This window comes from Micromonospora sp. DT46 (genome assembly GCF_049841735.1).
Classification (GTDB): Bacteria; Actinomycetota; Actinomycetes; order Mycobacteriales; family Micromonosporaceae; genus Micromonospora; species Micromonospora reichwaldensis.
Window position 1 is genome coordinate 122,797 of sequence record NZ_JBNCKW010000007.1, and the last position, 26,981, is coordinate 149,777.

General features: G+C 72.6%; 25 protein-coding genes. 6 read left to right on the plus strand and 19 right to left on the minus strand.

All coding sequences use genetic code 11. From position 1 onward, the window contains the following. Positions 1–173: 173 nt before the first annotated feature. The 16 genes from ACLQ20_RS20560 to ACLQ20_RS20635 all read right to left on the minus strand — a co-directional run bounded on the left by ACLQ20_RS20560 (position 174) and on the right by ACLQ20_RS20635 (position 19,101). Positions 174–704 (minus strand): nitroreductase/quinone reductase family protein, encoded by a 531-nt coding sequence (locus tag ACLQ20_RS20560; protein WP_151455101.1) that lies wholly within the window; start codon positions 702–704, stop codon positions 174–176. Beyond that, positions 701–2,173, minus strand: coding sequence for an MmgE/PrpD family protein (locus ACLQ20_RS20565; RefSeq protein ID WP_425857300.1), 1,473 nt, complete (start codon positions 2,171–2,173; stop codon positions 701–703). Before ACLQ20_RS20565 ends, ACLQ20_RS20560 begins: the two co-directional genes overlap by 4 nt. A gap of 3 nt (positions 2,174–2,176) precedes the next feature. Further along, complete coding sequence (locus ACLQ20_RS20570) at positions 2,177–3,004, minus strand: ATP-binding cassette domain-containing protein (RefSeq protein WP_425857302.1); 828 nt, start codon at positions 3,002–3,004, stop codon at positions 2,177–2,179. After that, on the minus strand, positions 3,004–4,074 hold the full coding sequence (locus ACLQ20_RS20575) for an ABC transporter ATP-binding protein (RefSeq protein ID WP_327028867.1): 1,071 nt from the start codon (positions 4,072–4,074) through the stop codon (positions 3,004–3,006). The genes ACLQ20_RS20570 and ACLQ20_RS20575 overlap by 1 nt, the downstream gene beginning before the upstream one ends. A gap of 27 nt (positions 4,075–4,101) precedes the next feature. After that, positions 4,102–5,079: an ABC transporter permease gene (locus tag ACLQ20_RS20580; RefSeq protein WP_151455105.1), complete on the minus strand. Its 978-nt coding sequence runs from the start codon at positions 5,077–5,079 to the stop codon at positions 4,102–4,104. Then, a complete protein-coding gene (locus ACLQ20_RS20585) occupies positions 5,076–6,017 on the minus strand; it encodes an ABC transporter permease (protein WP_151455106.1) in 942 nt (313 codons plus the stop codon). Before ACLQ20_RS20585 ends, ACLQ20_RS20580 begins: the two co-directional genes overlap by 4 nt. Positions 6,018–6,159: 142 nt before the next feature. Further along, on the minus strand, positions 6,160–7,734 hold the full coding sequence (locus tag ACLQ20_RS20590; RefSeq protein ID WP_151455107.1) for an ABC transporter substrate-binding protein: 1,575 nt from the start codon (positions 7,732–7,734) through the stop codon (positions 6,160–6,162). A 141-nt stretch (positions 7,735–7,875) separates the two neighbouring features. Beyond that, entirely contained in the window at positions 7,876–9,057 is a 1,182-nt protein-coding gene (locus ACLQ20_RS20595) for a lipid-transfer protein (protein WP_151455108.1), read from the minus strand. Between the two features lies 1 nt (position 9,058). Continuing rightward, positions 9,059–9,484, minus strand: coding sequence for a MaoC/PaaZ C-terminal domain-containing protein (locus tag ACLQ20_RS20600; protein WP_225852247.1), 426 nt, complete (start codon positions 9,482–9,484; stop codon positions 9,059–9,061). After that, positions 9,481–10,608, minus strand: a complete 1,128-nt coding sequence (locus ACLQ20_RS20605) for an acyl-CoA dehydrogenase family protein (protein WP_425857305.1) — start codon at positions 10,606–10,608, stop codon at positions 9,481–9,483. The genes ACLQ20_RS20600 and ACLQ20_RS20605 overlap by 4 nt, the downstream gene beginning before the upstream one ends. Further along, entirely contained in the window at positions 10,608–11,627 is a 1,020-nt protein-coding gene (locus ACLQ20_RS20610; protein ID WP_425857307.1) for a bifunctional MaoC family dehydratase N-terminal/OB-fold nucleic acid binding domain-containing protein, read from the minus strand. The genes ACLQ20_RS20605 and ACLQ20_RS20610 overlap by 1 nt, the downstream gene beginning before the upstream one ends. Further along, entirely contained in the window at positions 11,624–12,808 is a 1,185-nt protein-coding gene (locus ACLQ20_RS20615) for an acyl-CoA dehydrogenase family protein (RefSeq protein ID WP_151455111.1), read from the minus strand. Before ACLQ20_RS20615 ends, ACLQ20_RS20610 begins: the two co-directional genes overlap by 4 nt. Positions 12,809–12,865: 57 nt before the next feature. Beyond that, positions 12,866–14,563 carry an AMP-binding protein gene (locus ACLQ20_RS20620; RefSeq protein WP_151455112.1) on the minus strand — a complete coding sequence of 566 codons (1,698 nt, stop codon included), beginning with the start codon at positions 14,561–14,563 and terminating at the stop codon, positions 12,866–12,868. A 91-nt stretch (positions 14,564–14,654) separates the two neighbouring features. Beyond that, the gene (locus ACLQ20_RS20625; protein WP_425857309.1) at positions 14,655–15,815 is read right to left on the minus strand and encodes a CaiB/BaiF CoA transferase family protein; all 1,161 of its coding nucleotides are present in this window, start codon (positions 15,813–15,815) and stop codon (positions 14,655–14,657) included. Then, complete coding sequence (locus tag ACLQ20_RS20630; RefSeq protein ID WP_425857310.1) at positions 15,812–17,449, minus strand: AMP-binding protein; 1,638 nt, start codon at positions 17,447–17,449, stop codon at positions 15,812–15,814. The genes ACLQ20_RS20625 and ACLQ20_RS20630 overlap by 4 nt, the downstream gene beginning before the upstream one ends. A gap of 74 nt (positions 17,450–17,523) precedes the next feature. Continuing rightward, positions 17,524–19,101 carry an ABC transporter substrate-binding protein gene (locus tag ACLQ20_RS20635; RefSeq protein ID WP_425857312.1) on the minus strand — a complete coding sequence of 526 codons (1,578 nt, stop codon included), beginning with the start codon at positions 19,099–19,101 and terminating at the stop codon, positions 17,524–17,526. Positions 19,102–19,623: 522 nt separating this feature from the next. Here ACLQ20_RS20635 and ACLQ20_RS20640 point away from each other — a divergent pair. The 6 genes from ACLQ20_RS20640 to ACLQ20_RS20665 are packed head-to-tail and all read left to right on the plus strand — an operon-like array spanning position 19,624 to position 24,626. Continuing rightward, positions 19,624–20,271 (plus strand): PaaI family thioesterase, encoded by a 648-nt coding sequence (locus ACLQ20_RS20640; protein WP_151452840.1) that lies wholly within the window; start codon positions 19,624–19,626, stop codon positions 20,269–20,271. Next, entirely contained in the window at positions 20,268–21,143 is an 876-nt protein-coding gene (locus ACLQ20_RS20645) for an SDR family NAD(P)-dependent oxidoreductase (RefSeq protein ID WP_358118458.1), read from the plus strand. Before ACLQ20_RS20640 ends, ACLQ20_RS20645 begins: the two co-directional genes overlap by 4 nt. Continuing rightward, positions 21,140–22,288 carry a TIGR03617 family F420-dependent LLM class oxidoreductase gene (locus ACLQ20_RS20650; protein WP_425857314.1) on the plus strand — a complete coding sequence of 383 codons (1,149 nt, stop codon included), beginning with the start codon at positions 21,140–21,142 and terminating at the stop codon, positions 22,286–22,288. Before ACLQ20_RS20645 ends, ACLQ20_RS20650 begins: the two co-directional genes overlap by 4 nt. After that, positions 22,285–23,181 carry an LLM class F420-dependent oxidoreductase gene (locus tag ACLQ20_RS20655; protein WP_151452842.1) on the plus strand — a complete coding sequence of 299 codons (897 nt, stop codon included), beginning with the start codon at positions 22,285–22,287 and terminating at the stop codon, positions 23,179–23,181. The genes ACLQ20_RS20650 and ACLQ20_RS20655 overlap by 4 nt, the downstream gene beginning before the upstream one ends. 52 nt (positions 23,182–23,233) lie before the next feature. Next, on the plus strand, positions 23,234–23,752 hold the full coding sequence (locus tag ACLQ20_RS20660; RefSeq protein WP_425857316.1) for a nuclear transport factor 2 family protein: 519 nt from the start codon (positions 23,234–23,236) through the stop codon (positions 23,750–23,752). Positions 23,753–23,756: 4 nt separating this feature from the next. Further along, positions 23,757–24,626, plus strand: a complete 870-nt coding sequence (locus tag ACLQ20_RS20665; RefSeq protein ID WP_151452844.1) for a TIGR03619 family F420-dependent LLM class oxidoreductase — start codon at positions 23,757–23,759, stop codon at positions 24,624–24,626. 48 nt (positions 24,627–24,674) lie between these two features. Here the strand turns inward: ACLQ20_RS20665 and ACLQ20_RS20670 are convergent, their stop codons facing one another. The 3 genes from ACLQ20_RS20670 to ACLQ20_RS20680 are packed head-to-tail and all read right to left on the minus strand — an operon-like array spanning position 24,675 to position 26,898. Further along, entirely contained in the window at positions 24,675–25,505 is an 831-nt protein-coding gene (locus tag ACLQ20_RS20670) for an SDR family NAD(P)-dependent oxidoreductase (protein WP_358118466.1), read from the minus strand. Beyond that, positions 25,502–25,978: a nuclear transport factor 2 family protein gene (locus ACLQ20_RS20675; protein WP_358118468.1), complete on the minus strand. Its 477-nt coding sequence runs from the start codon at positions 25,976–25,978 to the stop codon at positions 25,502–25,504. Before ACLQ20_RS20675 ends, ACLQ20_RS20670 begins: the two co-directional genes overlap by 4 nt. Further along, the gene (locus ACLQ20_RS20680; RefSeq protein ID WP_151452847.1) at positions 25,975–26,898 is read right to left on the minus strand and encodes an NAD-dependent epimerase/dehydratase family protein; all 924 of its coding nucleotides are present in this window, start codon (positions 26,896–26,898) and stop codon (positions 25,975–25,977) included. Before ACLQ20_RS20680 ends, ACLQ20_RS20675 begins: the two co-directional genes overlap by 4 nt. Between the last annotated feature and the right edge of the window lie 83 nt (positions 26,899–26,981).

A 26,981-nucleotide genomic window follows, 5' to 3' on the forward strand; every position in this document is an offset into this window, starting at 1 on the left:
CTCGTCATGCAGCCTGGAACGGGTGATCCGCGCCGCGTGGGGCGGTGGTGGCCGCCGAGCCGGTCCGGCCGCTCACCATGCCGGTGAATCGTCTACGACATCAGCTCGACAGCGTCCCACGTGTGGATCCTCCGCGACGGACACCATGGCGGATCCTGCTCACAGACGAGGCGTCAGGTGAGCGACTCCCCCGACACGGCGGACAGGACGACGAGCGGGATCTGCCGCCCGAAGCCCGCGGCCCGTTCGGCGTAGCGCCCCACGTTCGGCTTCTGCGCCACGACGTGCGCGAACAGCTCCGGGTCGCGCTCCCCGTCGGTCACCCGCGCCCGCACCGCGATCGTCCTGCGCCGCAGGACGATCCAGCAGAGGTCGTGGTGCCGCGCGTTCACCACCCAGGCCGGGTCCTTGGGGCCGCCGCCCTTGGAGCCGACGACCACCAGGTCCGTCCCGTGCGGCACGTACGGCAACGCCGCGTCGCGCAGCTGCCCGGACCGGCGGCCCACCGTCGTCAGCAGCAGCGTGGGGTTGTACGGGAACCGGCCCGCCAGCGCGTACTGCAACGACACGAGCGAGAACCCGGTCCTGCGGACCAGGAACCGGTCGAACGCCATCCCGCGCGGCCCACGGATGACGATCAGCCACGACCGGCCGTACGAGGCGAACGACCTCGTCTCCGCACCGATCCGCTTTCCCCGGCTCATCGCGCCCGGGCCAGCAACGGTGACAGCGTCTCGGCGACGTCGGCGACGTCCTCGATGCCCCGGACCACCTCGACGAGCTGCTCCTGCGTGCCCGCGTCGAGGATCCCGTCGCAGAACGTGGCCAGCTTGCCGGTCACGAAGTCCCAGTCCGCCCGCGTCGCGGAGTCCCACGGGTCGCCCTGGGCGAAGTCCGACTCGACGACGTACTCCCGGCCGCCGGCCCGGATCGTCAGCGCGCCGCGCGTCCGGCGGATCTGACCGCCCGGATGCTCCCTGAGGTCGGCCTCCCACTCGGCGTCGAGCACCGGGTCGGGCGCCGTCGTGATCCGGCGCGCCAGGTCCCACACCTCGGGGTCCGTCAGCCGCTGCGGGTCGTACCACTGCGGACCCGGCGCGTGCCCGAGCAACGCCAGCGCCGCGGCGTACGGCATGTTGAAGGCACCGTCCAGCGGCGCGACGAGCGTGTCCGGGATCTGCGGGGCCGGCTCCCGGAACTGCAACGTCCGGTAGGCCGCCGGGCTCAGCCGGATCTCCATGGACTCGATCTGCGACACCGGCACCCCGTGGGTGCTCGGGAACGCGCGGATCGCGTCGAGCGCGGCGTGGGTGAAGCGGCACGTCGGGTACGGCTTGAGCGACGTCTCGCTGATCCACCACGTCGACCCCAGGCCGGCGACCATCTCGTGCCGCTCACCGCCGAGGAAGCCCATCGCCTCGATGAAGCCCGGGGTGCGGTCCAGCACGTCCAGGTCGCCGGTGTAGCCCTCCTCGGCGAGCGCCGCGCCGAGCATCCCGGCGTGCGCGATCGCGCCGTACGGGCCGTACTTGAACGCGTTGAACGAGCGCCGCTCGGCCATGTAGGAGTTCTTCGCCGGCGGGGCCAGCCAGGCGACCAGGCCAAGCGCGTGGGTCAGGCGCTCCGGCTCCCAGCCGCCGACGACGGCGCACGCCGCGGCGGTGCCCATCGAGGCGTACCCGTGCGACGACAGCGGCGACCAGCGGAACTGCCCGTCGGAGAAGGCCATCAGCGAGGTCGACAGGTTCAGCCGCGCGTTGATCTCGAAGGCGAGGATGCTCGCACGCAACAGGCTCGCCCCGTCGGCGTGCAGCCGCTCGGCCTCGGCCAGTCCGGCCGCGACCCCGAACACCGCGAAGTGCGCCGAGTTGAAGAAGGTGTCGTCCGCGTCCAACGCGTTCATCATGTCCGCGTTGGCGTGCGCGGCGTTGATCGCCGCGACCCGCTGCCCCAGCCCGAACACCGTTGCCTCGGCCGGGCCGCCGAAGCGGGCGGCGACCCGCTGGACCATGCGGCTGCGCCGCAACCGCACCGCCGCCAGTCCACAGACGAGCGAGTCGAGAAAGACGAGCTTGCCGTAGTCGCGCACCGACTCGGGAATGTCCTCGTCGCGGGTCGTCGTCGCGAACCGCGCGAGCAGCTGCGTCCGGGTCGGTCCCGTCGCGTCGGTCACCGCTCAGCCCACCTTTCCCGGCGCGACGAGCCGGTTGCCCTGCGTATCGCGCGGCAGCGGCACGGGGATCGCCGCGAGCAGCTTCTGTGTGTACTCGTGCCGCGGGTTGGCGAAGATCCGCTCCGTGGTGTCGGTCTCCACGACCTCACCGGAGGCCATCACCATGACCCGGTCGGCGATGACCTCGACGAGAGCCAGGTCGTGGCAGACGAACAGGTACGCCAGACCCAGCTCCTCCTGCAGGTCCCGGAGCAGGTTGAGCACCTGCGCCCGCACCGACACGTCCAGCGCCGCGACCGGCTCGTCGCACACGATCAGGCTCGGCTTCATCGTCAGCGCCCGGGCGATCGCGACCCGCTGCAGCTGCCCGCCGGACAGCTCGGCCGGGTAGCGCTCCAGGTAGCGCGAGCCGATGCCGACCCTGTCGAGCAGCTCGACGGCCTCCCGCTCACGCGTGGCCCGGTCCTTGTCGGTGTGCACGAGGATCGGCTCGGCGACCGCGTCCTTGATCGTCATCCGCGGGTCGAGGGAGCTGTAGGGGTCCTGGAAGATCATCTGCATCCGCTGACGCAGCTCGCGCATCCGCTTCGTGGCCAGCACGTCGATCCCGTCGAAGGTCACCGACCCGGAGTCCGGCTCGATGAGGCGCAGCACCATGCGCCCGACCGTCGACTTGCCCGCGCCGGACTCACCGACGACCGCGAGGCACTCACCGCGCTCCAGGGTGAAGCTCACCCCCTTGACCGCGTGCGACCACTTCGTACGCCGGCCGAGCCAGTCCCGGCCGGAGCTGAACGACTTCGTGAGGCCGTCGACCTCGAGCAGGCTCATCAGACCGTCACTCCATCCAGAGAGAGCTCCGCGACGCGTACGCACCGCGCGTCGTGCCCGGCGGCGCCGTCGACCCGGACCAGGCCCGGGTGGGCCACGTCGCACCGGCCCGGCTGGACGAACTCGCACCGGCTGCTGAACCGGCATCCGTGCGGCCAGGCACCCGGGGCCGGGATGCCACCGGGAATCGAGCGCAGCCGCCGGCCGGTGCTCAGACCCGGCCTCGGGATCGACCCGATCAGGCCGGAGGTGTAGGGGTGCCGCGGGTGGAAGAAGATCTGCTCCGAGGGAGCGTTCTCGGCCACCTCGCCGGCGTACATGACCACGACCTGCTGGCACAGCTCGGCCACCACGGCGAGGTCGTGGCTGACGAACAGCAGCGCCACGCCGGTCTGCTCCTGCAGGTCGCGCAAAAGCTCGAGGATCCGCTCCTGCACCGTCACGTCGAGCGCCGTCGTCGGCTCGTCGGCGATGAGCAGGCGCGGGTTGCACGCCATGACCATCGCGATCATGACGCGCTGGCACATGCCGCCGGAGAACGCGTGCGGGTACTCGTCGACCCGCTGCGCCGCCCGCGGGATCTGCACCAGCTCCAGCATCTCGACGGCGCGGGCCCGGGCCTGTTTGCGGTTCATGCCCAGGTGCTTGCGCACCGACTCCGCGATCTGGTCCCCGACCGTAAAGGCCGGGTTCAGGCTGCGGATCGGCTGCTGGAAGATCATGCCCATGCCGGGGCCACGCAGGTTCCGCCACTGCTTCCGGGTGCCCGCGGTGAGGTCCGTGCCGTCGAAGACGATCCGGCCCGAGGCGATCCGCCCGCCGGTCGCCTCGGTCAGACCCATCACCGCGACCGAGGTCACCGTCTTGCCCGACCCGGACTCGCCGACGAGAGCCACCGACGCTCCCGGCTTGAGGGAGAACGAGACGTCCTGGACGGTCGTCTGCCACCCACCGGAGGGTGCGGGGAACTCGACGGTGAGGTTCTCCACGCGCAGCAGGTCCGCCGCCGGGCCGGTGGCGGCGTCGGTCCTGGTGCCGGCGATCACGCCGGGTGCCGTTTCATGTGCCATGTCAGCTCCTGGTGGGGGCCGGGCCGGTCAGTTGCCCGACCGGGTGCGCACGAGGGCGCGACGGACACCGTCACCGACGTAGGTGAAGGCGAGGACGGCGAGGAAGATCATCACGCCGGGCGGCCAGACGAGGTACGGCGCGAGGCGCATGTTCGAGGAGGCCGTCGAGAGCATCGAGCCCCAACTGGCCGTGGGGGCCGTGACGCCCAGCCCGAGGAAGCTCAGGCTCGCCTCGGCCGCGACGGCGCTGCCCAACGACACCGAGATGACGAGGATGATCGGCGGCAGCACGTTGGGCAGCACGTGCCGCACCGCCGTGCGCAGGGTGCTGCAGCCCAGGGCGATCGAGGCCTCGATGTAGGTCTCGTGCCGCACGTCCATCGTGCCGGCGCGGGCCACCCGGAAGAAGCGCGGTGCCATGACCAGGCCGATGGCGAGCATCGCGTTGGTGATGCCGGAGCCGAGGACCGCGACGATGGTGATGGCCAGCACGAGCGACGGAGCGCTCATCAGCGCGTCCATGATGCGGGTGAGGATCGTGTCGACCCAACCGCCGCGGTAGCCCGCGATCATCCCGAAGGGCAGGCCGAGCACGAGCGCGACGGCCGAAGCCTGCAGCGCCGCCCAGAGCGAGACCCGCGCCCCGAAGATGAGCCGGCTCAGCACGTCCCGGCCGTAGTCGTCGGTCCCCAGCCAGTGTTCGGCATTCGGCGGCTTGAGCCGCTGCAACAGGTCCTGCACGTCGGGGTCGTACGGCGCCAGGGCCGGGGCGAAGATCGCGATGAGGGTCAGCACGAGCAGGAAGACGCCGGCCACGATCGTCGCGGGGCGACGCACGATGCTCCCGAGGATGCCGGGGGCGGCGACGGGCTCCGGGGCCCCCGTACCGGTGGCCGCCGTGGGCACCTCGGTGAGGACGGTCTCGGTGAGGCCGTCGCCGGGCACGCCGACGTCGGGTGATTCGCTCCCCGGCACCGGGGACGCGGGGGGCCGATTCGTGCTCATGACCGCACCTTCGGGTTGAAGTAGCCGTAGGAGATGTCGACGATGAGGTTGACGAGCACGACGATCGTGGTGCTGAAGAGGACGAAGCCGAGCAGCACCGGCACGTCACGCCCCTGTACGGCCTCGACGGCGGTGCGCCCGAGACCCGGCATGTTGTAGATCATCTCGATGGTCACCGACCCGGCGAGGACCTCCGCGACGCGGAAGCCGAGGACGGTGATGACGGGGATGCACGCGTTCTTCAGGGAGTGCTTGAACACGACGCTGGCGCGCGACAGCCCCTTGGCCTCGGCGTTGAGGATGTAGTCGGTCTTCATGACCTGCCCGAGCGCCGAGCGCAGTTGCAGGGTCACCTCGGCGGCGGGGAGCAGACCGAGGGCGATGCCCGGCAGGATGAGGTGCGAGAGCCACGGCCAGAAACCGGCGGAGAGCGGTTGGTAGCCGAAGGCCGGAAACATCTGCAGCCCCACCGCGAAGACCGAGGCGAGCACCAGGCCGAACCAGAAGCCCGGGATGGCGATCGAGATCGAGGCGAACCAGTTGACGACCCGGTCGACGATGCCGCCGGAGCGCAGCGTGGCCACGAGCGCCAGGATGGTCCCGAGCACGACGGCGAAGATCATCGCGACGAGCACCAGCGACATCGTCGTGGCCATCCGCCGGGTCAGCAGCTCGGTCACGGTCTGGTCCGAGAGGAAGGACGTGCCGAGGTCGCCGCGGACGACGTCGCCGATCCACATGAGGTATCGCAGAAGGACCGGATCGTTGAGGTTGAGTTCCTCGCGGATCGCCTCGACGCGTTCCGGGGTCGGTTCGTCACCGGCGAGGACGGCGGCCGGGTCCCCCGGGGCGAACTCGATCAGGACGAACACGAGCAGCGGGACGACGAACAGCAGGGGTATTGCCGCGAGTAGTCGCCTGCCGGCGTAGCGGAGCATGTCCTACCTCGACTCTGGGCGTGGTGCCTGGGACTGGCCGGTCGCGCGGCCTGGGGCCGGGCGGGGCCGGTGAGGTGTCGCCGCCGGCCCCCACAGCGGGTGGGTCCGGCGGCGACACCACCGGGTGGTCAGGAGCGGACGGTCACTTCTTGACCGCGATGTTGCGCAGGTCCCAGATGCCGATGTTCGACATCGGGATGTTGTCGAAGCCGACGACGTTCTCCTTCGCGACGGTCGCGTTGGTCTGGTTGCACAGCGGCACGTACCAGGCCTGTTCGAGCGTCGTCTTCCAGATGTCCTGGTACAGCGGGGCGCGCTTGTCCATCGACAACGCGGGGTTGCCGGCCTCGGCTGCCTTGGCCGCGACGAGCGAGGGGTCCGCGGCGAGCTTGTAGGTGTTCAGCAGGTAGGTGTTCACCGTCGCCGCCGGGTCGGCCTTCGGGCTCCACGACGTGGCGACCATCATCTCGAAGTCACCGGCGATGAAGCGCGGCTCGTTCTCGGTGTTGGGCACGGGGTTGAGCGTCGCGTCGATGCCGACGGCCTTCAGCGACGCCTGCACCACGTTCGCCGGCTGCTCGGCGTTCGTGCCCGCGGCGAAGGTGATGGACACCTTGGCGCCGCCGGCCTGCTGCACCAGGGCCTTGGCCTTGTCGACGCTGAACTCGTACGGGTAGGTGTAGTTCGGGATGCGGCTCGGGTCCGTCTCGCCGACGAGCTGGCGCGTCGGCGTGCAGTAGCCGCTGAAGAGTGCGCTGATCGCCGCCGGGTCGACCGCGTGGGCGATCGCCTGGCGGACCTCGGGCTTGGCGACGGCGCCCTTGTTGGCGCGCATGTAGACGCCCACGAGGTTCTTGAACTTGACCTGGTGCTGCTGCAGGCCGCTGCCCGTGGTGACGATCTTCTCGACCGTGGCGATCTCACCGGCCGAGCTGAGCGGGGCCAGGTCGACCTGGCCGCTCTGCAGACCGTTGAGGCGGGCCGCGGCGTCGGGCACGCGCTGCAGCTCGATGCCGCCGAGGCGTCCGACGTTCGGGTCCCAGTAGCTGTCGGCCCGCTTGAGGACGAGCTTCTCCTGGGGCACGAGCTCGGTGGCGATGTACGGGCCGGAGCCGGCGTTGCCGGGCTTGTTCTTGATGTCGACGCCGTCGGTGATGGCCTTCGGGCTGACCATCATGCCGGCCGTGCCGGTGAAGGACGCGGGAAGCTGGACGCCCTTGCCTTTGACCAGCTTGAGGCGCACGGTCGTCTTGTCGACGACCTCGACCGACTCGATGTCGGCGAGGTCGCCCTTGAGGGTCGAGGTCGCGAGGGTCTTGCCGCGCTCGATGTTGACCTTGACGGCCTCGGCGTCGAACGCCGTGCCGTCGTGGAACTTCACGTCGTCACGCAGCTTGAGCTCGAGGACGCTGCCGTCCTCGACGAAGTTCCACTCCTTGGCCAGGCCCGGGACGATCTTGTCGTCCTTGTCGAGCATGGTCAGCCGGTCCCAGACGAGGAACAGGTAGCCCCAGGCGCCGTAGCTCGTCTGGGCGGCCGGGTCGAGGTCGCGCAGCGGACCCGCCGACGCGAACTTGAGCACGGCCGAGGTGTCGATCTCGCCCTGGCCAGCGCCGTTGGTGCCGGAGCTCTCCGGTGAGCTGCAGCCGGCCACGGCCAGGGCCCCGATGGCGATCAGCGCGACCACGCGTCGCCTGGTCTTGTTCTTGACGCCCATTCTCATCCTTCCAAACACGAGCCGAATCGCTCCGGCCGATCGAGAGGTGGTGTTGTCCCCCGACGGCTGCCCGGCGGGATCGGTGGGATCGGTGGGTCGATGCGATGTCTTCGGGGTGTGTGGGTGCCGGCCGCCCGCGGGTCAGCCCTCCGCGGAGAGGATCAGTGCGCTGGTCGGGACCCCGACGCCGGCCGTCACGAGGACGTTGCGTACGCCGTCGGGCTGGTTGGTCGAGGTCCCTCGGACGAGGCGGACGCCCTCCGCGACGCCGTTCGTGCCGTGCAGGTAGGCCTCACCGATCTGGCCACCGTGGGTGTTGGTCGGCAGCGACCCGGTGACCTCGAGGTTGCCGTCGGCGATGAAGTGCCTGGCCTCACCGCGACCGCAGAAGCCGTACTCCTCGAGCTGGTGGAGCACGTACGGGGTGAAGTGGTCGTAGAGGATCGCCGCGTCCATGTCGGCGGGCCCGAGGCCCGACTGGGCCCACAACTGCCGGGCGCAGAGCTCGACCTCGGGGATCCGGGTCAGGTCCTCGCGGTAGTAGCTGACCATCTGGTACTGGTCCGGCCCCAGACCCTGGGCCGCCCCGACGATGTAGGCCGGGGTGGCGGGCAGGTCCTTGGCGCGCTCGGCACTGACGACGACCATCGCCTGGCCGCCGTCGGTCTCCTGGCAGCAGTCGAACAGGTGCAGCGGCTCGGCGATCCAGCGGGAGGCCTGGTGCTCCTCGAGGGTGAGCGGCTTGCCGTGGAACCACGCCCTGGGGTTGTTCGCGGCGTGCTTGCGGGCGAGCACGGCGACCCGGCCGTAGTCCTCGCTGGTCGCGCCGTACTCGTGCATGTAGCGACGGGCGAACATCGCGGTGTGCTGGGCCGGGGTGAGCAGGCCGTACGGGTTGACCCAGGAGCGGTACTCGTTGTCCGAGGTGGCCTGGGTCTTCGCCGGCGGCGGCCCCTGCCCGAAGCGGACGCCGGAGCGCTCGTTGAAGGCGCGGTAGGCCACGACGACGTCGGCGACGCCGCTCGCGACGGCCATGGCGGCCTGCTGGACGGGGGCACAGGCGCCGCCACCGCCGTAGGGGATCCGGGAGAAGAACTTCAGCTCGGGGATGCCCAGGCTGCGGGCGACCATGTTCTCCGGGTTGGTCTCCATGGTGAAGGTCGTCATGCCGTCGACGTCGGCGGGGCTCAGGCCCGCGTCGGCCAGGGCGGCCGATACGGCCTCGACGGCCAACTGCAGCTCGCTGCGGCCGGAGTCCTTGGAGAACTCCGTCGCGCCGATGCCGACGATCGCGGTACGCCCCGACAGGAAGTTGGACGTCACGTCACTGCTCCGTTCCGCGGGGCAGGCGCACGGTCACCTCGGAGACGGCGTGCGCGCCCTTGCTGTTCATGCCACGCACCGCGACGCGCACGGTGTCCTCCTCGACGCCGACGACCTCTCCGGTCAGCCGCATCACGTCACCCGGGAAGTTCGGCACCCCGAGGCGGGTGCTCAGGCGCACCATGCGCGCGGCGGGGCCGGCCCAGTCGGTGACGTAGCGGCCGACGAGCCCGTTGGTGTTGTTGATGCTCATGTAGGTGTCGGGGGTGCCGCGACGTTCGGCCTGGGCCGGGTCGTGGTGCACGTCCTCGTAGTCGCGGGTCGCGAGGGCGCCGGCGACGATGAGGGTCCGGGTCAGCGGGATCTCGAGCTCCGGCAGCGTGTCGCCGACGCTCACCTGCGCGATGGTGATCTGCGTGCCGCTCACAGCTGCTCCCCCGCGTCGACGAGGTCCGCGAGCTGCTGCAGGTGCCAGGCTCCCGAGCCGGCGGTGTTGGCCAGCTGGGTGGTCCAGAGCATGTAGCGGTGGATCGGGTAGGTGACGTCGGCGCCGATGCCGCCGTGCACGTGCTGCACGGTGCGCGCGACGCGGTCGCCCGCCTCGGCGGCCCAGTACTTCGCGACGTGTACGGCCGCGCGGGGCGGCCGGTCGGCCGTCTCGCGCCAGAGCGCGTTGAGGTAGGTGACCTCCATCGCCTCGGTGTCGATGTGGCAGTCGGCGATCTGGTGCGCGACGGCCTGGAAGGTCGCGATCGGCACACCGAACTGCTCGCGCCCCGAGGTGTAGTCGGCGGCCTGGCGCACGGCGGCCTGGCTGACGCCGCTCTGCAGGGCGGCCACGGCGATCCAGACCTGGCGCAGCAGCCAGTCGATCCGGTCCTCCCCCGGGCCCTCGGCGAGCGGCTCCGCGGCGGCGCCGTCGAGGTGCACGTCCGAGGCGAGCCCCCGGTCGGTGCGCTCGAAGGTGTCGCAGCGCACCCCTCCGCCGGTGGTCGGCACGAGGTAGAGCCCGACCGTGCCCTCCTCGTCGGTGGCCGGGACGACGATCGCGTCGGCGAGGTGCGCCGAACGGACGCCGACGGCGGTGCCGCTCAGGGTGACCCCCGCACCGCCGGGCCCGGTGCCGGACCGCGCGCGGACGCGGGCGCCGTACGGCCGGGCGTCGGCCAGGTCGTCGACGGCCACGGTGAGGACCGCGTCCCCGGCGGCCACGCGGGGCAGCCACTCGGCCTGCTGCTTGGCGTCGCCGTAGCGCACCAGCGGCAGGACGCCGCCGACGAGGGTCTCCCACAGCGGGACGGTGCCCAGCGTGCGGCCCTGCTCGACGAAGACCCCGGCGACCTCCCACAGGCCCAGCCCGGCGCCGCCGTGTTCCTCGGGCACGAGCAGCCCGAGGACGCCGGACCCGGCCAGGTCGCGGTACAGGACGCGGTCGAAGCGGTCCGGCCCGGCCTCGACGTCGAAGAGGCGCTGCGGGTCGCCGTTGCGCGAGAAGACGTCGCGCGCCAGGTCGTTGACCGTGACCTGGTCCTCGGCGAGCTGGAAGTCCATCAGTTCTCCTCTCCGGCGGGCTCCGATGCGGAGGTCGCGGCCCGGAAACGCGGCAGGGTGACGTTCTCGTCGTAGTCGAGCCAGTCGACCTGCACGGGCATGCCGATCTCGACCTCGTCGGCCTCCCCGACGAAGTCGGCGACGAGACGCGTGCCCTCCTCGAGGTCGACGAGCACGACGGTGAGCGGGTAGTCGTACCCGGGCGCCTTCGGGTGGTGGCTGACGACGTAGCTGTGCACCGTGCCGCGTCCGCTCGCCTCGACCTCGTGCCACGCGTACGAGTGGCAGGAGGGGCAGATCGGGCCGGGCGGGTGGCGCAGCGTGCCGCAGTCGGTGCAGGCCTGGATGACGAGGCGACGCTGTGCGGCGGCCTCGAACCAGAAGGCGTTGTCGCGCAGGACGAACGGCTTGTGCCGCAGCGCCGGGTCGGCGGCGGCCGGTGCCGGGGGCCTGGCGCGGGACGGGTCGAAGCGCAGGATGCGGAAGCGCTGGCGGGCCACGACCTCGTCGTCCTGGTCGGTGTAGGTGCGCAGCGTCGTGATGAAGTGGCCGGTGCCCAGGCCCGTGGTCTTGCGCGGCGAGACGTCCTCGATGACCGTCGTCATCTTGATCTCGTCGCCCAGGCGCAGCTCGCGCACGTACTCGTGCTCGTCGTTGGTCGCGACGACCCCGACGAAGCCGGCCTCGGCGAGGAGCGCGAGCAGCTGGGCCATGGGGGTGTCCGCCGTGGCGCCCGCGGCGGCGGCCGTGTGGGCCCGGTAGCCGATCATGAGCCAGGTGGACAGCATCGGCGGCGGCGCGACGACACCCTCGCGGCCGGTGTCGCGGGCGGCCCGCTCGTCGACGTAGACGGGGTTCTCGTCGCCCATCGCCTCGACGAAGTGGCGGATCATCGCCTGGTTGACGGCGTCCTGGGCATGGCGGGTGGGCGTGGCCTCGAGGCCGACGAACTCGCGCAGGCGGGCGAGGAAGGCGTCCTCGTCGGTGGCGGCGGCCGGGGTCCGCGTCGTGGTGCTCATGCGGACCGTCCCTTCCTCGGCATGCCGAGGCCGGCGACCGCGATCATGTCGCGCAGCACCTCGTTGGTGCCGCCGCCGAAGGTGTTGATGTAGGAGCCGCGGGTGTAGGCCTCGAGCTGTCCGCCGAGGACGGCGTCCGGGGCGCCGGGTCGCCGGGTCGCGCGGGGCCCGACGACGGAGACGAGGTTGCGGCAGACCCGGTCGTGGGTCTCCGTGCCGTAGACCTTGGCGACGGACGCGGCGGCGGGGGCCGGGTTCTGGCCCTCCCCGACGACGGCGATCTTCCAGTTGAGCAGGCGCATCGCGGTCAGCTCGGCGTAGTCGCGGGCCAGCTCCGTGCGCACCCACGGCTTGTCGAGTACGCGGACGCCGTCGGCGTCGGGCTCGGCGGCCCACGCGGCGACGTCGGTCCACAGCTGCTCGGTACGCCCGCCCATGGCGGCCAGCCCCACCCGCTCGTGACCGAGCTGGCCGGTGATGAGGCGCCAGCCGCCGTTCACCTCGCCGACGAGGGCCTCGGGACCGACGCGTACGTCCTCGTAGTAGGAGGCGTTGGTGTGGGTGATGCCGCTGGTGGCGATCGGCGTGCAGCTGAAGCCGGGGTCCGAGGTCGGCACGATGAGGATGGTGATGCCCTTGTGCTTCGGGGCGGCGGGGTCGGTGCGCACGGCCATCCAGACGAAGTCGGCCTGGCTGACGCCGCTGGTGAAGACCTTCTGGCCGTTGACGACCCAACCCCCCTCGGGCGTGGCCTCGGCCCTGGCCTTCAGCGAGGCGAGGTCGGTGCCGGAGCCCGGCTCGCTGTAGCCGATGGAGAAGATGACGTCGCCGGTGAGCATGCCCGGCAGGTAGGTGCGCTTCTGCTCCTCGGTGCCGTAGCGCATGAGCATCGGGCCGATGTTGTTGATGGTGACGAAGGGGAACGGCGCCTGGGCGCGGTTGATCTCGTCGAAGAGGATGTACTGGTCGAGCGCCGGGCGGCCCTGGCCGCCGTACTCCTTGGGCCAACCGAGCCCGAGCAGGCCGTCCCTGCCGATCTGACGGATGATCTCGCGATAGGCCGGCCGGTCCTCGTTGGTGCCGCCCAGCGCCTCGCGGACCTCGGGCGTGAGCAGGCGCGCGAAGTAGGCGCGCAGCTCCCGGCTCAGCTCTCGATGCTCCGGGGTGTACTCCAGGTACATGGATGTCCTCTTCTCGGGGCGTGGGGCGCCCGTCGGCGTGCCGGGCGGGCCGGCGGGTCAGGTGGCCGGCAGGAGCGCGGTGCGCCCGTTGTCGGCGAACTGTTTCTCGAGGTCCTGGACGTCCGCCGCCGTGAGCGGGCGGTACGCGGTGGACGCGCCGTCGCGGACGTAGACGGGATCGGTCGTGACCCAGGCGGCACGGCGCAGGACCTGCTTGGCGACCTTGCTGTTGCCCGTGGTGGGGATCTCGGTGACGATCCGCACGAAGCGGGGCCGCCACTTGGTGCCGAGGTCGGCCTGCGCGTCGAGGAAGGCGGTGAACGCCTCGGGGTCGAAGCTGGCGCCGTTGCGCAGTTGGAGCGCGCACATGACCTGGTCGCCGGTGCGCGGGTCGGGCACGGCGAAGACGGGGGCGACCGCCACCCGGTCCCAGCGCTCGATGATCCGCTCGGCCGGTCCGGCGGCGAAGTTCTCGCTGTCGACGCGGATCCAGTCCGAGGAGCGGCCGGCAAAGTAGAAGTAGCCGTCGGCGTCGCGGTAGGCCAGGTCCCCGGACCAGAAGTCCTCGCCGCGGATCCGCTCGGCGGCGGCCTCGGGGTTCTTGTAGTAGCCCTCGAACCGGGCAGCCATGCCGACTCCGACGAGCTGGCCGATGGCCTCCTCGGCGTTGACGAGCCGTCCGGTCCCGTCGAGCCTGGCCGGCGGGCACTCCAGGCCGGTGGCCTCGTTCATGACCTTGATCTCGGCGCCCGCGACGGCCACGCCGAGCGCCTCGTCGGGGGTCCCCGGGGTGCGGTTGATCCGCATGACGCCCTCGCTGGAGCCGTAGCCCTCGGAGATGACGGCGCCGAAGCGCTGGGTGAAGCGGGCGATGTCGGTGGCCGAGGCCTCGGTGCCGACGGCGCGACGCAGGGTGCTCGTCGCGTCGCGCGGGTCGACCGGCTGGGCCAGGACGTAGGCGAGGGCCCGGCCGACGTAGTTGAAGTAGGTGACGCCGTGCTCGTGCACGTCGCGTACGAAGCCGGACGCGGAGAACTTGCGGACCATGCAGATCGTCGCGCCGCAGACCATGGCGGGCCCGAGGTTGAGCATGACGGCGTTGCCGTGGAACAGCGGCATCGACAGGTAGCTGACCGAGTCGCGGGTCAGCTCGGTGCGGGCCAGCAGCGCCTCGGAGACCGCGGCGAGGCGCCCGTGCGAGCAGATAACCGCCTTCGGGGCCCCGGTCGAGCCCGAGGAGAACAGGAGCAACAGGTTGGCGCCGGGGTCGACCGCGTCGACGGGCACCGGCGCGCCGGCGTGCCGGGCCAGCCAGGCGGCGTACTCCGGGGAGTCGGTGTTGCGCACCTGCTCGGCGGGGATGCCCAGGTCGAGCCCGTCGACGAGGCCGGCGAGGCGGTCCTCGGTGATGAGCACGTCGCAGTCGGTGTGCCGCACGTCGTGGGCCAGCTCGGCGCCGCGTCGGGTCGGGTTGATCCCGACGACGGTGGCGCCGGACAGCGCCGCCGCGCAGATCCAGTACACGTGGTCGGGGGTGTTCTCCAGGAGCACCCCCAGGTGCAGCGGCCTGCCTTCGGGCCGGGGCACCTCGGCCAGGGCGGCGGCCCGGTCGGCGGCCTCCTGCACGACCTGGCCCCACGTGATGGTGCGGCCCTCGAAGAGGAGGCCCGGGTGGTCGTCACCCGTGCGCCCGCGCACGATGTCGCCGAAGACGGCGGGCCCCGAGGTCCGGGCCACCGAAGTCTGAGTCGTCATTGACGTCGCTCCGTCTCGTTCGTCGTCGAATGCGGACCAGCGGCAACAAGCAAGCGCTTGGTCGAGATCGTAAGGTGGGGTGTGACGCAGGTCAAGGCCTGGACAGGGCTTCCCACGGGCTGGCCCCGGCGAGCGCCGAGCGCACCCGGTCGGTGTCCTCACCACGGCGGCGCGGGGCCCGCGGGATCCCGGCGGGCGTCCGCGAGAAGCGGGGCACCGGGGCCGGCTGGGCGACCCCCTCGACCTCGACGACGGCGCGCCGGGCCCGCACCTGCGGGTGGTCGGCCGACTCGGCGACGTCCAGCACCGGGTGTACGCACGCGTCGACGCTCCCGAAGACGCCGGTCCACTCCTGCCGGGTGCGTCCGGCGAAGACCTGCGCGATCCGCTCGGCCCAGCCGGCCCACCCCGACTCGTCGAACTGCCCCGGCCCGTCCTCGGGATCGAGGCCGAGGGTGAGCAGGAACGTGCGGTAGAACTTCGCCTCGATGGCCGCGACGGACATGAACCTGTCGTCGGCGGTGCGGTACACCCGGTAGAAGTGCGCCCCGCCGTCGAGGTAGTTCGTCCCCCGGGTGAGGTTCCAGGCGCCCCGCCCGAGCATCGAGCGGATGACGACGGTGAGCAGCCCGCTGCCCTCGAGCATCGAGGAGTCCACGACCTGCCCACGCCCGGAGGAGACGCGCTCGTGCAGGGCGGCCAGGACGCCGAAGGCCAGCACCATGCCGCCGCCGGCGAAGTCGGCCAGGTACATCGGCGGCACGACGGGGCCCTGCTCGGGCAGGCCGATCGTGTCGAGCACGCCGGAGACGGCGATGTAGTTGAGGTCGTGCCCGGCGGCCGAGGCGAGCGGGCCGTCCTGGCCCCAGCCGGTCATCCGCGCCACGACAAGGCGCGGGTACCGCTCGGTGAGTTCGGCCGGGTCCAGGCCGAGACGTTCGAGCACCCCGGGACGGAACGGGTCGAGCAGCACGTCCGCGTCGGCGAGCAGCCGGTGCACGAGCCGCCGGTCGGCCTCCGACTTCAGGTCGAGCGTGACGGTCGTACGGCCGCGGTCGATCGCGTTGACCTGCGCGCGCTCCCGCCGGTCAGGCTCGCCGGGCGGGTCCACCCGCACGACCTGCGCACCGAGGTCGGCGAGCATCATCGTCGCGAACGGCACCGGCCCCTGCCCACCGAGTTCGACCAGGCGCAGGCCGGCCAGCGGCCCCTCGGACCGCGGGCCGGTGACCGGGCCGGGGGCGGCACTCACGCCTGCTCCCCGGCGCCGGCCGGGACCGGGCCGGTCACGGCGCGGGGGTCCGTGCTCCACGTCCGCGGGGTCACGCCCTCCTCGCGCAGGACCCGCTTGAGGACCCGCCCGACGGCGTTCTTGGGCAGCTCGGCGCGGACCTCGATGTGGGAGGGGACGGCGTACCGCGGAATCCGCGGGTGCAGCCACTCGAAGAGCTCCGCGGGGTCGATCCGGGCGCCGGGCGCCGGCACGACCGTCACCTTGAGGTCGTCCTCGGCCAGCGGGGAGGGGACCGCGTGGACGGCGACCTCGCCGACGGCCGGGTGGGCCGCGACGATGCCCTCGATCTCGAAGCTGGAGATGTTCTCGCCGCCGCGGCGCAGGTAGTCCTTGCCGCGGTCGACGAAGTAGAGGTAGCCGTCCTCGTCGAGACGGCCGTAGTCGCCGCAGTGGAACCACAGGCCCCGGAAGACCTCCAGGGTCTTCTCCGGCTGGCGCCAGTAGCCGTTGAACATGATCGCCGGGCGGGTGGGGCGGGCGACGATCTCGCCGACCGCGCCGACGGGCAGCGGGTTGTCGTGCTCGTCGACGATGCGCACCTCGAAGGAATCGTTGATCTTGCCGGCGGCCCCGGCGCGGTAACCCCCGGGCGGGGTGAGCGTGATCAGGCTGGCCTCGGTCAGGCCGTAGGCGCCCGAGCCGACCCGCTCCACGCCGAACCGCTCGGTCCAGCGGGCGGCGAGGTCGGCGGTGACCGGCGAGCCGGACACGACGCGCAGCTGGCCGAAGGCCTTGCGGGCGGCCTCGGACTCGGGGGCGCCGGCGATCATCGGCAGCATCGAGCCCATGAGCGCGGCCATCGTCGCGCGGGAGCGCAGGATCTCGTCCCAGAAGCCACTGACCGAGAAGCGCCGCGCGACGTCCATGGCCGAGCCGATCTGGAGCGAGCCCATGACGTGCCCGACGGCGGCCATGTGGAACAGCGGCATCGCCGACCAGAGGACGTCACCGGAGTGGCGCTCGAGGTTCTCGCGCATCTGGCGGGCCATGTTCGCCACGTAGCCGTGGCTGACCAGGCACGCCTTGGACGGTCCGGTCGTGCCGGCCGTGTAGATGAGGTGGCTGGTGGCGTACGCGTCGAGGTCCGGGGTGGTCGTCACCGCCGAGCCCTCGGCGACGGCGGTGTCGAAGTCGACGACCTCGGTGGCCCAGGCGGGCACCGGGCCCGAGGAGGGCCGGCCGGCCACGGGAGCGCCGACGAGGACCGGCGCCCGTAGCCCCGTGCCGACGAGGGCGTCGTCGAGGACGGGCACGAACTCGTCCTCGACGATCATCGCGACCGGGTCGGCGTCGAGCACCTGGTGGGCCAGTACGGGGCCGCGGTTGCTCGTGTTGAGCGGGACGACGAAACCGCCGCAGAGCGTCGTCGCCCACCAGGCGAGCAGGGCCAGGCGGCCGTTGCGGGCGAGGACGACGACCCGGTCGCCGGGAGCGACGCGGTCGGCGAGGAACCCGGCGAGGCGACGCGACGCGGCATCGAGCTCAGCCACGGTGAACGGGGTGCCGGCGAGGGTGAGTGCGAGGTCCGGCTGTTCGTCGAGCAGGCGGGACAGGGCGGGCAGGAGGGGGGTGGCGGCGGTGGGACGGGTCACTGGCTCTGGCTGCCTTTCTTCGGGCCGGCCGGTCGGGTGGGCGACCGGCCGGCCGGCGGGTGGGGAGCTGGCGCTCAGCCCTTCGTCATCGCGACGGTGCGCAGGTCGAACAGGCCGAGGTTGGTCCACGGCAGCTGCTCGACCCCGACGACCTTCGGGGAGGCGATGGTGGCGCTGGTGAGGTTGCAGAGCGGGATGAACCACGCCTCGGTGAACAGCCGCTCCCACAGTTGGTGGTACTGCGTGGCGCGCTCCCCCACGCTGGAGCGGGGGTCGGCGGCCCTGGCCGCGATCGGGGCGATGGCCCCGGGGTCGGTGGCGAGCTTGTAGTTGCCGGTGAAGTAGTTGTCCACCGTGCCCGCCGGGTCGAGGCGCGGGTTGAAGGTGTTGGACACCTCGAGTTCGAAGTCGCCAGCGATGAAGCGGGCCTCGGTCTCGGAGTTCGGCGTCGGGTTGAGCTTCGCGTCGATGCCGGCCTGGGCCATGGCGGCCTGGATGGCGGTGGCGGGCTGCTCGGTGTTGGTGCCGGCGGAGAAGGTGATCGACACCTTGGCCCCGCCGGCCTCGGCGATCAGCGCCTTGGCCTTGGCGAGGTCGAACTCGTACGGGTAGGTCGCCGCCGGGTCCGCCCACGGGCTGTCCGGATAGATGCTGCGGGTGGGCGTGCAGGTGTCGGCGAAGAGGGCGCGGATGGCGGCCGGGTCGACCGAGCGTGCGATGGCCTCACGGACCCGCTTGTCCTTGAGGTCGCCCATGTCGGCGCGCAGCAGGATGCCGAGGACGTTGCGGAACGGGCGGGTGGTGACCTTGAGCTGACCGGCCTCGCCGAGCTGGCGGGCCTGGACGACCTCGTTGGCCGAGGAGACGAAGCTGAGGTCGGTCTGACCGCTGACGACGCCGTTGAGTCGGGTGGCGCCCTCGGGGACGCGGGTGATCTCCATCCCGGCGAGGCGCCCGGCGTTCGGGTCCCAGTAGGCGCCTTCGGCGCGCTTGACGACGTACTTCTCGTTGGGCACGAACTCCGTGGCGACGTACGGGCCCGAGCCGGCGTTGCCGGGGGCGCGCTTGAGGTCGACGCCGTCGGCGATCGCCTTGGGCGAGACCATCATGCCGGCGGCGGTGGCCAGGGCCGAGGGGAGCACCGCGCCGGTGCCCGGCGTGAGGTTGAGGCGCACGGTGTGCGCGTCGACGACGGTGACGCCGGTGACGGCGGCGAGGTCCTGCTTGATGGTGCTCGTCGGCAGCGTCTGGCCGCGCTCGATGTTGACCTTGACGGCGGTCGCGTCGAAGGGCGTCCCGTCGTGGAAGGTGACGTCGTCGCGTAGGGCGAGTTCGAGGTGGGAGCCGTCCTTGGCGTAGGTCCACGAGGTCGCCAGGCCGGGGACGATCCCGTCCCTGGAGTCGACCATGGTGAGCCGGTCGTAGATCAGCGTGAGGTAGGGGTAACCGCCGGGGGCCGGCTGGGCCGGGTCGAGGTTCTGGAACGGGGACGAGGCCGTGACCCGCAGGACGGCGTCGGGGTCGATCTCCCCCGTGCCGGCACCGGTGGCGCCGGGGCTGCTGGTCGGGGTGCCGGAGCAGGCTCCGAGGGCGAGGGTGGCGAGCAGGCTGGTGGCGACGGCGAGGCGTCGGTGGTGCGGGAGGCGGGACAAGGTGCTCCTTTCCTGACCTGCCGCTCCGAGCCGGGAGCGGCTCCGCGGCCGGCGGCGGGGTCCCGGGTGCCCGGGGCGCGGCCGGGGTGCCGGCGGGTCGTTCGGCAGTGGCCGCGCGGGCGCGGTGGTCACGGTGGGTGGTGGATGGCGTCGGCGGCGTGATGCCCGCCTGGAGCTGCTCGGCGCGCGGCGTCCCCGAGGCTGCCGACATGCGGCGCCCCCGCGAACCAACCAAGCGCTCGATTGGGACGGTAGGGGCAGGCTGCGGGCGCGTCAATGGGCGGACGCCCGCCGCGACCCACAAAAGGACGCCACCGCGACCCACGGCCGGACGCACCGCCACCCACGGACGGCCGCCACCGCAGCCCACGGAGGGACGCCGCCGCGGTCCGCACGGACGGACGCCGCCGCGACCCGTGGGGGCGACGCCCGGGGCGCAAGCGTTGCCAGCGCGCCACCGGGTCGCTAGAGTGCCGTCAAGCAAGCGCTTGGTTGCCCTGACCGGCCGAAGGAGTCCGCCCGGTGGAAGCCACCCTCGCCACGGCACAGCCCCGCGACACCGGCATCGACGCCGTCGCCTCAGCCACCCGCCGGCTCGTCGACGCGATCACCCGCGCGGGCGGGGCCATCGACGCCGACGCCGACCGGATCGTGGCCGACCTCGACGGGCTCACCGCCCGGATCGACGCCCACGCTCCGGACCTCTCCGAGCGGATCGCGACGATGTGGCGCCAGCCCGGCCCGGGCCGTTTCGACCCCGCCGGCGGCACCGAGAACCCGCTGTCGCCGCCGGTGAGTCTCTGGGTCGAGCCGGACGGCTCGCTGCGCGGCGAGGTCACCCTGCGGCTGGCCTTCCAGGGACCTCCGGGGCACGTGCACGGCGGCACCTCGGCCATGCTCATGGACCACGCCCTCGGCATCGCCAACGCCCGCGCCGGATACGCCGCGGTGACCGTCGGGCTCGACGTCTCCTTCCGCGCGGCCATCCCGATCGGCTCGACGATCACGATCCTGGCCCGGCACGACGGGCGCGACGGGCGCAAGGTACGCAGCTCCGGCGAGCTGCGCGTCGGGGACCTCACGTGCGTCACGGCCACCGGCACCTTCGTGCTGATGGACGACCCGTCGACGCGGGACAGGTTCCGACGAGACTCGAGGGAGCAGGGATGAGCACGAGTCCCGACCCGACCAGCGCCCCACCCGGTCCGCTCGCCGGCCGCGGTGCCCTCGTCATCGGCGGGGGTGGCGGCTTCGGCCGCGCCATCGCCGCCGTGCTGGCCGCCGACGGGGCCGCCGTGACGATCATGGGGCGCACCGAGGCCACGCTGCGAGCGGCGGCCGCGACGATCGCCGCAGCCGTTCCCGGGGCGCTGCCGGTGCGGGTCAGCGTCGGCGACTCCGCCCTCGATCAGGACGTGGCCGCCGCGGTGCGCGTCGCCGACGAGACCCCGTTGGCGGCCGTCGTCACGACCGTCGGCGGCGGCACCTTCCGCCCCGTGCTCGCCCTCGACGCCGAGACCCTCGAGTACGACTTCCGGCGCAACGTCACGACGGCGCTGCACGCGATCCGGCACGGCGGACAGGCCCTGGCCGCGCGCGGTGGGGGCTCGATCGTGTGCACCTCGTCGAGCGCGGGCGGGCACTCCTTCCCGTTCATGCCGTCGTACTCGGTGAGCAAGGCCGCGCTCGAGGCGCTCGTCCGGGTTGCCGCCGACGAGCTCGGCCACCTCGCGGTGCGGGTCAACGTCGTACGCCCCGGCATCGTGGCCACCGACGGGAAGAACCCGGGCCTGCTGCTGGCCGACCCCGAGCTGGCCGCCGCGACCGTCGCCGAGAAGCCCCTGTCGCGAGTCGGACGCGCCGAGGACGTCGCCGCCGCAGTCCGCTTCCTGTGCGGCCCCGAGTCGTCGTGGATCACCGGCGCGTGCCTGCCGGTCGAGGGCGGGGCGCACCTGCGCCGCGCGCCCCGACTGGAGAAGCTCGCCCGGATCGTCGGTGGCGACGAGGTCGTCGACGCCGCCCTGGCGGGCCGCATCCCATGACGGCGGCACAGGTGCCCGCCACCCGGATGGAGCTGGCCACGACACTGCCGCCGACGACGGCGCTGCGCGAGGTGCCCGCGGTCGCGGCGCGCATCGAACGGCTCGGCTTCGACACCGTGCACGTCCCCGAGACGACGCACGACTCCCTGGCGGTCGCCCTGCTCGCGGCCGAGCACACCAGCCGGATCACCGTACGCACCAGCATGACGCTGGCCTTCCCCCGCAGCCCGATGGTGACCGCGTACGCCGCGTGGGACCTCGCACGGTTCTCCGAGGGTCGCTTCCAGCTCGGGCTGGCCACCCAGGTGCGCGGCAACATCGTCGGCCGCTTCTCGGTGCCGTGGGACCGGCCGGCCGAGAACCTGCGCGACTACCTCGCCTCGATCCGGGCGATCTTCGCCGCGTTCGCCACGGGCGGGCCCCTGGAGCACGAGGGCAGCCACTACCGCTTCACCCGGCTCCAGCCCTACTTCAACCCCGGCCCGCTGTCGACCGCGGCCCCGGCGCTCTACACCGGCGGGGTCAACCGGCGCGTCTGCGAGGTGGCCGGCGAGCTCGCCGACGGCTTCGTCACCCACGCGACGAACTCGCACCCGAGCCACCTGCGCACGGTCGTGCTCCCCGCACTCCGCGCCGGGGCCGAGCGCGCCGGACGCGCCCGGATCCCGCGGGTCGTCGTCGTCTCCAAGTCGATCACCGGTCCGACACCGGCCGCACTCGCCGCGAGCCGCGACTCCGCCCGCCAGGAGCTGGCGTTCCTCTTCTCCACCCCGGCCTACCGGACGACCCTGGACCGGCTCGGCCTGGGCCGGGTCGGCGAACGGCTCGCCGGGATGGCCGCCTCCGGGCGCTGGGCGGGACTCGCCGACACCCTCGACGACGAGACCCTGGCCACGCTCATCCCGCACGGCACCTACGCCGAGCTGCCGGACGTGCTCGAACAGGCCTACGGCGGGCTCGCCGACGGGCTCGGGCTCGGGCTGCCGCTCGACCCGGCCGACGACGAGGACTTCGGCGCGCTGCTCGAACGCCTCCGGCGCATCCCGACGAGTACCGCGACCTGCGACCCGCCCGCGACCGGCGGCCCCAGCGACGAGGCCACCGGCGCGACGCGCGGCGGCGCCGGATCGGAGACCCTGTCATGACCGCACGCATCGGGCTGCTCACCCCGGTCGTCGTACAGCATCCGCGCACCGCCGCCGCCTGGGAGCGGGACGTCCTGGCCGGCCCCGACGTCGGCGGTACGCTGCTGGCCATCGCCCGCGCCGCCGACGACCTGGGCTACCACCACCTGACGTGCAGCGAGCACGTCGCGGTGCCCGCCCCGATCGCCGCCGAGCGGGGCGGGACGTACTTCGACCCCGTGGCCACGCTGTCGTTCCTCGCCTCGGCGACGCGCCGCGTCCGGCTCGCGACGAACGTCGTCGTCATCGGCTACCACCACCCGCTGGCCCTCGCCAAGACCTACGGCACCCTCGACCTGCTCAGCGGCGGGCGCGTCATCCTCGGGGTCGGCGTCGGCAGCCTCGAAGAGGAGTTCGACCTGCTCGGCGCCGAGTTCGCCGGGCGCGGCGCGGTCGCGGACGAGGCGATCGCGGCCCTGCGCGCCGCCTGGGGCAGGGCCGTGCCGCACCACGAGGGTCCCCGGTTCACGTTCACCGACTTCGTCGTCGAACCGCACGCGCCGCGCACCACGGTGCCGCTGTGGTTCGGTGGGCGCACCCGCCGCTCGCTGCGCCGTGCCGTGGCGTACGGCACCGGGTGGGCGCCGTTCGGCCTCGGGCCGCAGGAGCTGACCCGCCTGTGGACCTCCGTGGAGCGCCCGGACGACTTCGACCTCGTGCTGCAGATCCCCCCGCTGGACCCGCTCGGGGACCCGGACGGCTCCCGCGAGCACCTACGCACGGCCGATGCCGTCGGGGCGACCGCGGTCAACGCCAGCCTCGTCGCCACCTCGGCAGCCCACCACCTCGCGCAGATGGCCGCGCTGCGCGAGCTCACCCCGGAACGCTTCGAGACGAACGCGACCACGACCTGACCGGCCACCGGCCGGATCGGCCCGCGAGAAGCCCGCTCGGAAGGAACCCACCATGACCGACTCGCAGCCCGACCGGCTCGCCCGGCTCGAGGCGCGCCTCGAGCAGGCCGAACGGCGCCTCGCCGCCGCCGAGGACCGGCTCGCCCTGTGGCAGATCGTCGCTAGCTACGGCCCCGCCGTGGACAGTGGCTCAGCGGAGGTCACCGCCCGGATGTGGACCGAGGAGGGCGTGTACGACACCTACCCGGTCGTGCTCGACGGCCGGGACGCGCTGCGCGCCATGGTGACCGGCGAGCGGCACCAGGCCCTGATCCACTCCGGCGCCGCCCATCTCATGGGCCTGCCGCACATCGTCGTCGACGGCGACCGGGCCGTCGTGACGAACTACTCGCAGCTCGTGCTCCACGCTCCCGACGAGAACGGCTACCGGATCTGGCGTACCGGCTCCAACCGATGGGAGTTCACCCGCACCACCGAGGGCTGGAAGGTGACCCACCGCTGGAACCGCCAGCTCGACGGCACCGACGAGGGCCGCGACATCCTCGCCCGCGCCGTCGACTCCGGGGCCTGAGGCCGTGCGCATCGGCCTAAGTTCCCCGGTCCTGGCCGACTCCGGACCCCGGCCCCCGTGGGAGGCCGAGGCCGGGGTCGCCGAGCTGCGGGAGGTCTTCACGACCGCCGACCGGCTCGGGTACGAGTTCCTCACCTGCCCGGAGCACGTCAGCGTTCCGGAAGGGCTGGCCCGGGGTGAACGCTTCTACGACCCGGTCGCGACGTTCTCCTACCTCGCGGCGATCACGGAGCGGATCCGCTTCCTGCCGTACGTGCTCGTGCTCGGGCTGCACCATCCGCTCGAGTTGGCCAAGCGGTACGGCACCCTCGACCACCTCAGTGGGGGGCGGGTCGTCCTCGGAGTGGGCGTCGGCAACCTGGAGGAGGAGTTCGCGCTGCTCGGGCGCCCGTTCGCCGACCGCGGACCACGGGCGGACGACGCCCTGCGGGCCCTGCGGGCGTCGCTGTCGGTGCGGCTCGCGACCTACCACGGGGAGTACTACCACTTCACCGAGCAGGTCGTCAGCCCGCACGCGGTCCAGGAGAAGGTCCCGATCTGGGTCGGTGGCCACAGCAGGCGCGCTCTCCGGCGCGCGGTCACCCTGGGCGACGGGTGGGCACCGGCGCCGGTGACGTATCGCGGTCCGGACCTGCGGACCCTGCCGCGGATGCTCGCCGAGCACGACCTGCCGGAGGGATTCGACGTCGTCATCACCCCGCCGGCCCGCCTCGACCCGACGGGCGACCCGGAGGCCGCGCTCGACCTCGTCGGCCGGATCGGCGAGGCGGGGGCCACCGTGGTCAACGTCGTCGTGCGGCACCGCGAGCTGGCCGAGTACCTCGACCAGCTCGCGGCGGCAGCCGAGCTCTTCGGCCTCGACCGCCGCGACTGAGCACGGCCGCCTGCGCCGGGACCCCCGCGTGGGTCCCGGCGCCCACGGTCAGGCCTCGTTGGGCATGTTCGACCAGCCCTTGCCGTCGACCCGCGCGTACCAGCCCGAGGCGGCCAGGGTCCCTCCGTCGACGGGGATGGTGTGCCCGGTGACGAAGCGGGCGTCGTCGCTGGCGAGGAACTCGACGACGGCGGCGTAGTCGTCGGGCTCGCCGAAGCGCCCGACGGGGATCCACGTGCGGATGAGCGCCGGGTCTCGGCCACGCAGCATCGCCGCGGCCGGTGTCTGGGGCGTGTCGGCGAGGTCGGGCGCGATCGCGTTGACCCGCACCCCGTGGCCGGCGACCTCGACGGCGAGGCTCCGGGTGAAGGCGCTGACCCCGGCGTTGTAGGCGGAGTACGGGGCGCACGCCGGGATGCCCCGGAAGGCCTCGACTGTCGAGTTGTTGACGATGGCGCCACGGCCCCGCTCGACCATGCCGGGCAGCAGCGCGTGGGTCATCGCGAGCACGTGCCACAGGTTGACCTCGTAGAGCGCCTGCCACTGCTGCGGGTTCGAGTGCAGGAAGGTCCTGGAGGCCGGGCGGAAGTCGCCGACGTTGTTGACGAGCACGTCGACCCGCCCCGAATCGAGGGCCGACGCGGCGGCGACCGCGGTGGCGACACCGTCGGCGGTGCGTACGTCGGCGAGGACGACCTCGACCTCGCCGCCGGCGCCACGGATGTCGGCGGCGGTGTCGACGGCGGCCTCCCCGTCGATGTCGACGAGGACGACGCGGGCACCCGCGGCGGCGAGACGGCGGGAGATGCCGCCGCCGATCCCGCGGGCGCCGCCGGTGACGACCGCGATCTGGTCCTCGAGCCTGCGGGTGGCGCTCATCCGCCGGTCACTTCCTCGTCGGTCCTAAGCGCGGAGACGCGGTGGCGTTCGATCCAGTTGATCGTCACGGCGCGCCGCGTGAAGGCCCAGCCGTCGTCGCTGCGCGCGTACTCGTCGTCGTAGTGCAGGAACCAGACCAGGTCCGAGGGCCCTTCGCGGCCGGACAGCAGGTGGTGGGCCGTGCCGCGGACCCGGCCACGGGCCCCGGTCGACGTCGGCAGGTAGCGGGCCCCGGCCACGACGTGGGTCGTCGCCAGCGTCCCGGCGAGTGCCCCGAGCGCGGCCACGACAGCGGGGCGGCCGACGTGGGAGACGTGGGGGTCGAGGTGAGCCGGCGGATCGGGCACGACGAGGACGCCGTCCGGGACGAAGAGCGCGCCGACCGCGGCGGCGTCACGGTCGTCGGCGGCCGCCGCATACGTCTCGGAGAGTACGCGCAACGCGGTGAGGTCGGCCGCGTCGAGGCTGGTCACGACCTGGGAGCGGTCGCCGCGCGCACGACCTCGACGAGCTCGGCGGCGGCACGCTCGCAGTCACCGCGGGTGTAGCCGAGCAGTGCGGTCTCGGTCGGATCCGGTTCGTAGGCGAGAACGGTCCCGCGGCCCTGGACGATCATCGAGTCGGGCATGAAGGGGTGCGGCTCGTCGAGCTCGGCGATGGTGCGGTTGCCCCCGGCCGCGTCGACGAGCAGCTGGAAGAACTGCGCGAACGTGAGGTTGGCGTCACCGACGAGGTATGCCGCGCCCGCCGTACCGCGGTCGATCGCGCCGCCGATCGCCTCGGCCAGGGACCGGGCCGACATGTAGTTCGTGCCGCCGGCCGGTGCGTGGTCGGGGAACTGCGGCTCGTTGCCGGCCGCCCAGGACACCATGCGGCGGTAGCGCTTGGCCGTGATGCCGGGGATGGCACCGATGATCGAGGGCGGGTTGAGGGTGCAGACCGTGAAGGAGGCGTCCGCCAGCGCCCGGGCTCCCTCGTCGGCGTCGCGGCGGGCGGCGACGTAGGCGTTGGAGTCGGCCAGGTCGGGTCGCAGGTGGTGGTAGTAGCTGCCGATCTGGACGAAGCGGGAGACACCCGCGCTCTTGGCGAGCGCGGCGAAGGCCGGCACTCCCCCGCTCTGGGTCTCCTTCCAGAACTGGGTCTCGTCCACGTCGCGGGGCAGATGGCGCACGTCCTGGCCCGCGGCGAAGACGACCGCGTCGAAGGGGGCCAGGTCCTTGCGGGTGAACGTCTGGCGGGTGTAGTCCCCGACCAGGACAGGCAGGTCGGCGACGGGCGAGTCCGCGTCGACCGCTCCCCGGGCGGCGACGGTGACGTCGTCTCCCCGATCCCGCAGGTGGAGAGCGGCGTGGGCCCCGATCATGCCGGTTCCACCGACGACGAGCACCTTCATCGTGAGGTCTCCTTGCGTAGTGAGGCGACTCCCCGGCGCGCGTCTGGGAGCCAGCATGGCAGCTGAGCTTACCAACCAAGCGA

Bases quoted from the DNA above. Each gene is read 5' to 3' on its own strand.
- ACLQ20_RS20560 (WP_151455101.1), bottom strand. From the start codon at position 704: ATGAGCCGGGGAAAGCGGATCGGTGCGGAGACGAGGTCGTTCGCCTCG.
- ACLQ20_RS20570 (WP_425857302.1), bottom strand. From the start codon at position 3,004: ATGAGCCTGCTCGAGGTCGACGGCCTCACGAAGTCGTTCAGCTCCGGC.
- ACLQ20_RS20575 (WP_327028867.1), bottom strand. From the start codon at position 4,074: ATGGCACATGAAACGGCACCCGGCGTGATCGCCGGCACCAGGACCGAC.
- ACLQ20_RS20580 (WP_151455105.1), bottom strand. From the start codon at position 5,079: ATGAGCACGAATCGGCCCCCCGCGTCCCCGGTGCCGGGGAGCGAATCA.
- ACLQ20_RS20585 (WP_151455106.1), bottom strand. From the start codon at position 6,017: ATGCTCCGCTACGCCGGCAGGCGACTACTCGCGGCAATACCCCTGCTG.
- ACLQ20_RS20590 (WP_151455107.1), bottom strand. From the start codon at position 7,734: ATGGGCGTCAAGAACAAGACCAGGCGACGCGTGGTCGCGCTGATCGCC.
- ACLQ20_RS20605 (WP_425857305.1), bottom strand. From the start codon at position 10,608: ATGGACTTCCAGCTCGCCGAGGACCAGGTCACGGTCAACGACCTGGCG.
- ACLQ20_RS20610 (WP_425857307.1), bottom strand. From the start codon at position 11,627: ATGAGCACCACGACGCGGACCCCGGCCGCCGCCACCGACGAGGACGCC.
- ACLQ20_RS20615 (WP_151455111.1), bottom strand. From the start codon at position 12,808: ATGTACCTGGAGTACACCCCGGAGCATCGAGAGCTGAGCCGGGAGCTG.
- ACLQ20_RS20620 (WP_151455112.1), bottom strand. From the start codon at position 14,563: ATGACGACTCAGACTTCGGTGGCCCGGACCTCGGGGCCCGCCGTCTTC.
- ACLQ20_RS20645 (WP_358118458.1), top strand. From the start codon at position 20,268: ATGAGCACGAGTCCCGACCCGACCAGCGCCCCACCCGGTCCGCTCGCC.
- ACLQ20_RS20650 (WP_425857314.1), top strand. From the start codon at position 21,140: ATGACGGCGGCACAGGTGCCCGCCACCCGGATGGAGCTGGCCACGACA.
- ACLQ20_RS20655 (WP_151452842.1), top strand. From the start codon at position 22,285: ATGACCGCACGCATCGGGCTGCTCACCCCGGTCGTCGTACAGCATCCG.
- ACLQ20_RS20660 (WP_425857316.1), top strand. From the start codon at position 23,234: ATGACCGACTCGCAGCCCGACCGGCTCGCCCGGCTCGAGGCGCGCCTC.
- ACLQ20_RS20670 (WP_358118466.1), bottom strand. From the start codon at position 25,505: ATGAGCGCCACCCGCAGGCTCGAGGACCAGATCGCGGTCGTCACCGGC.
- ACLQ20_RS20680 (WP_151452847.1), bottom strand. From the start codon at position 26,898: ATGAAGGTGCTCGTCGTCGGTGGAACCGGCATGATCGGGGCCCACGCC.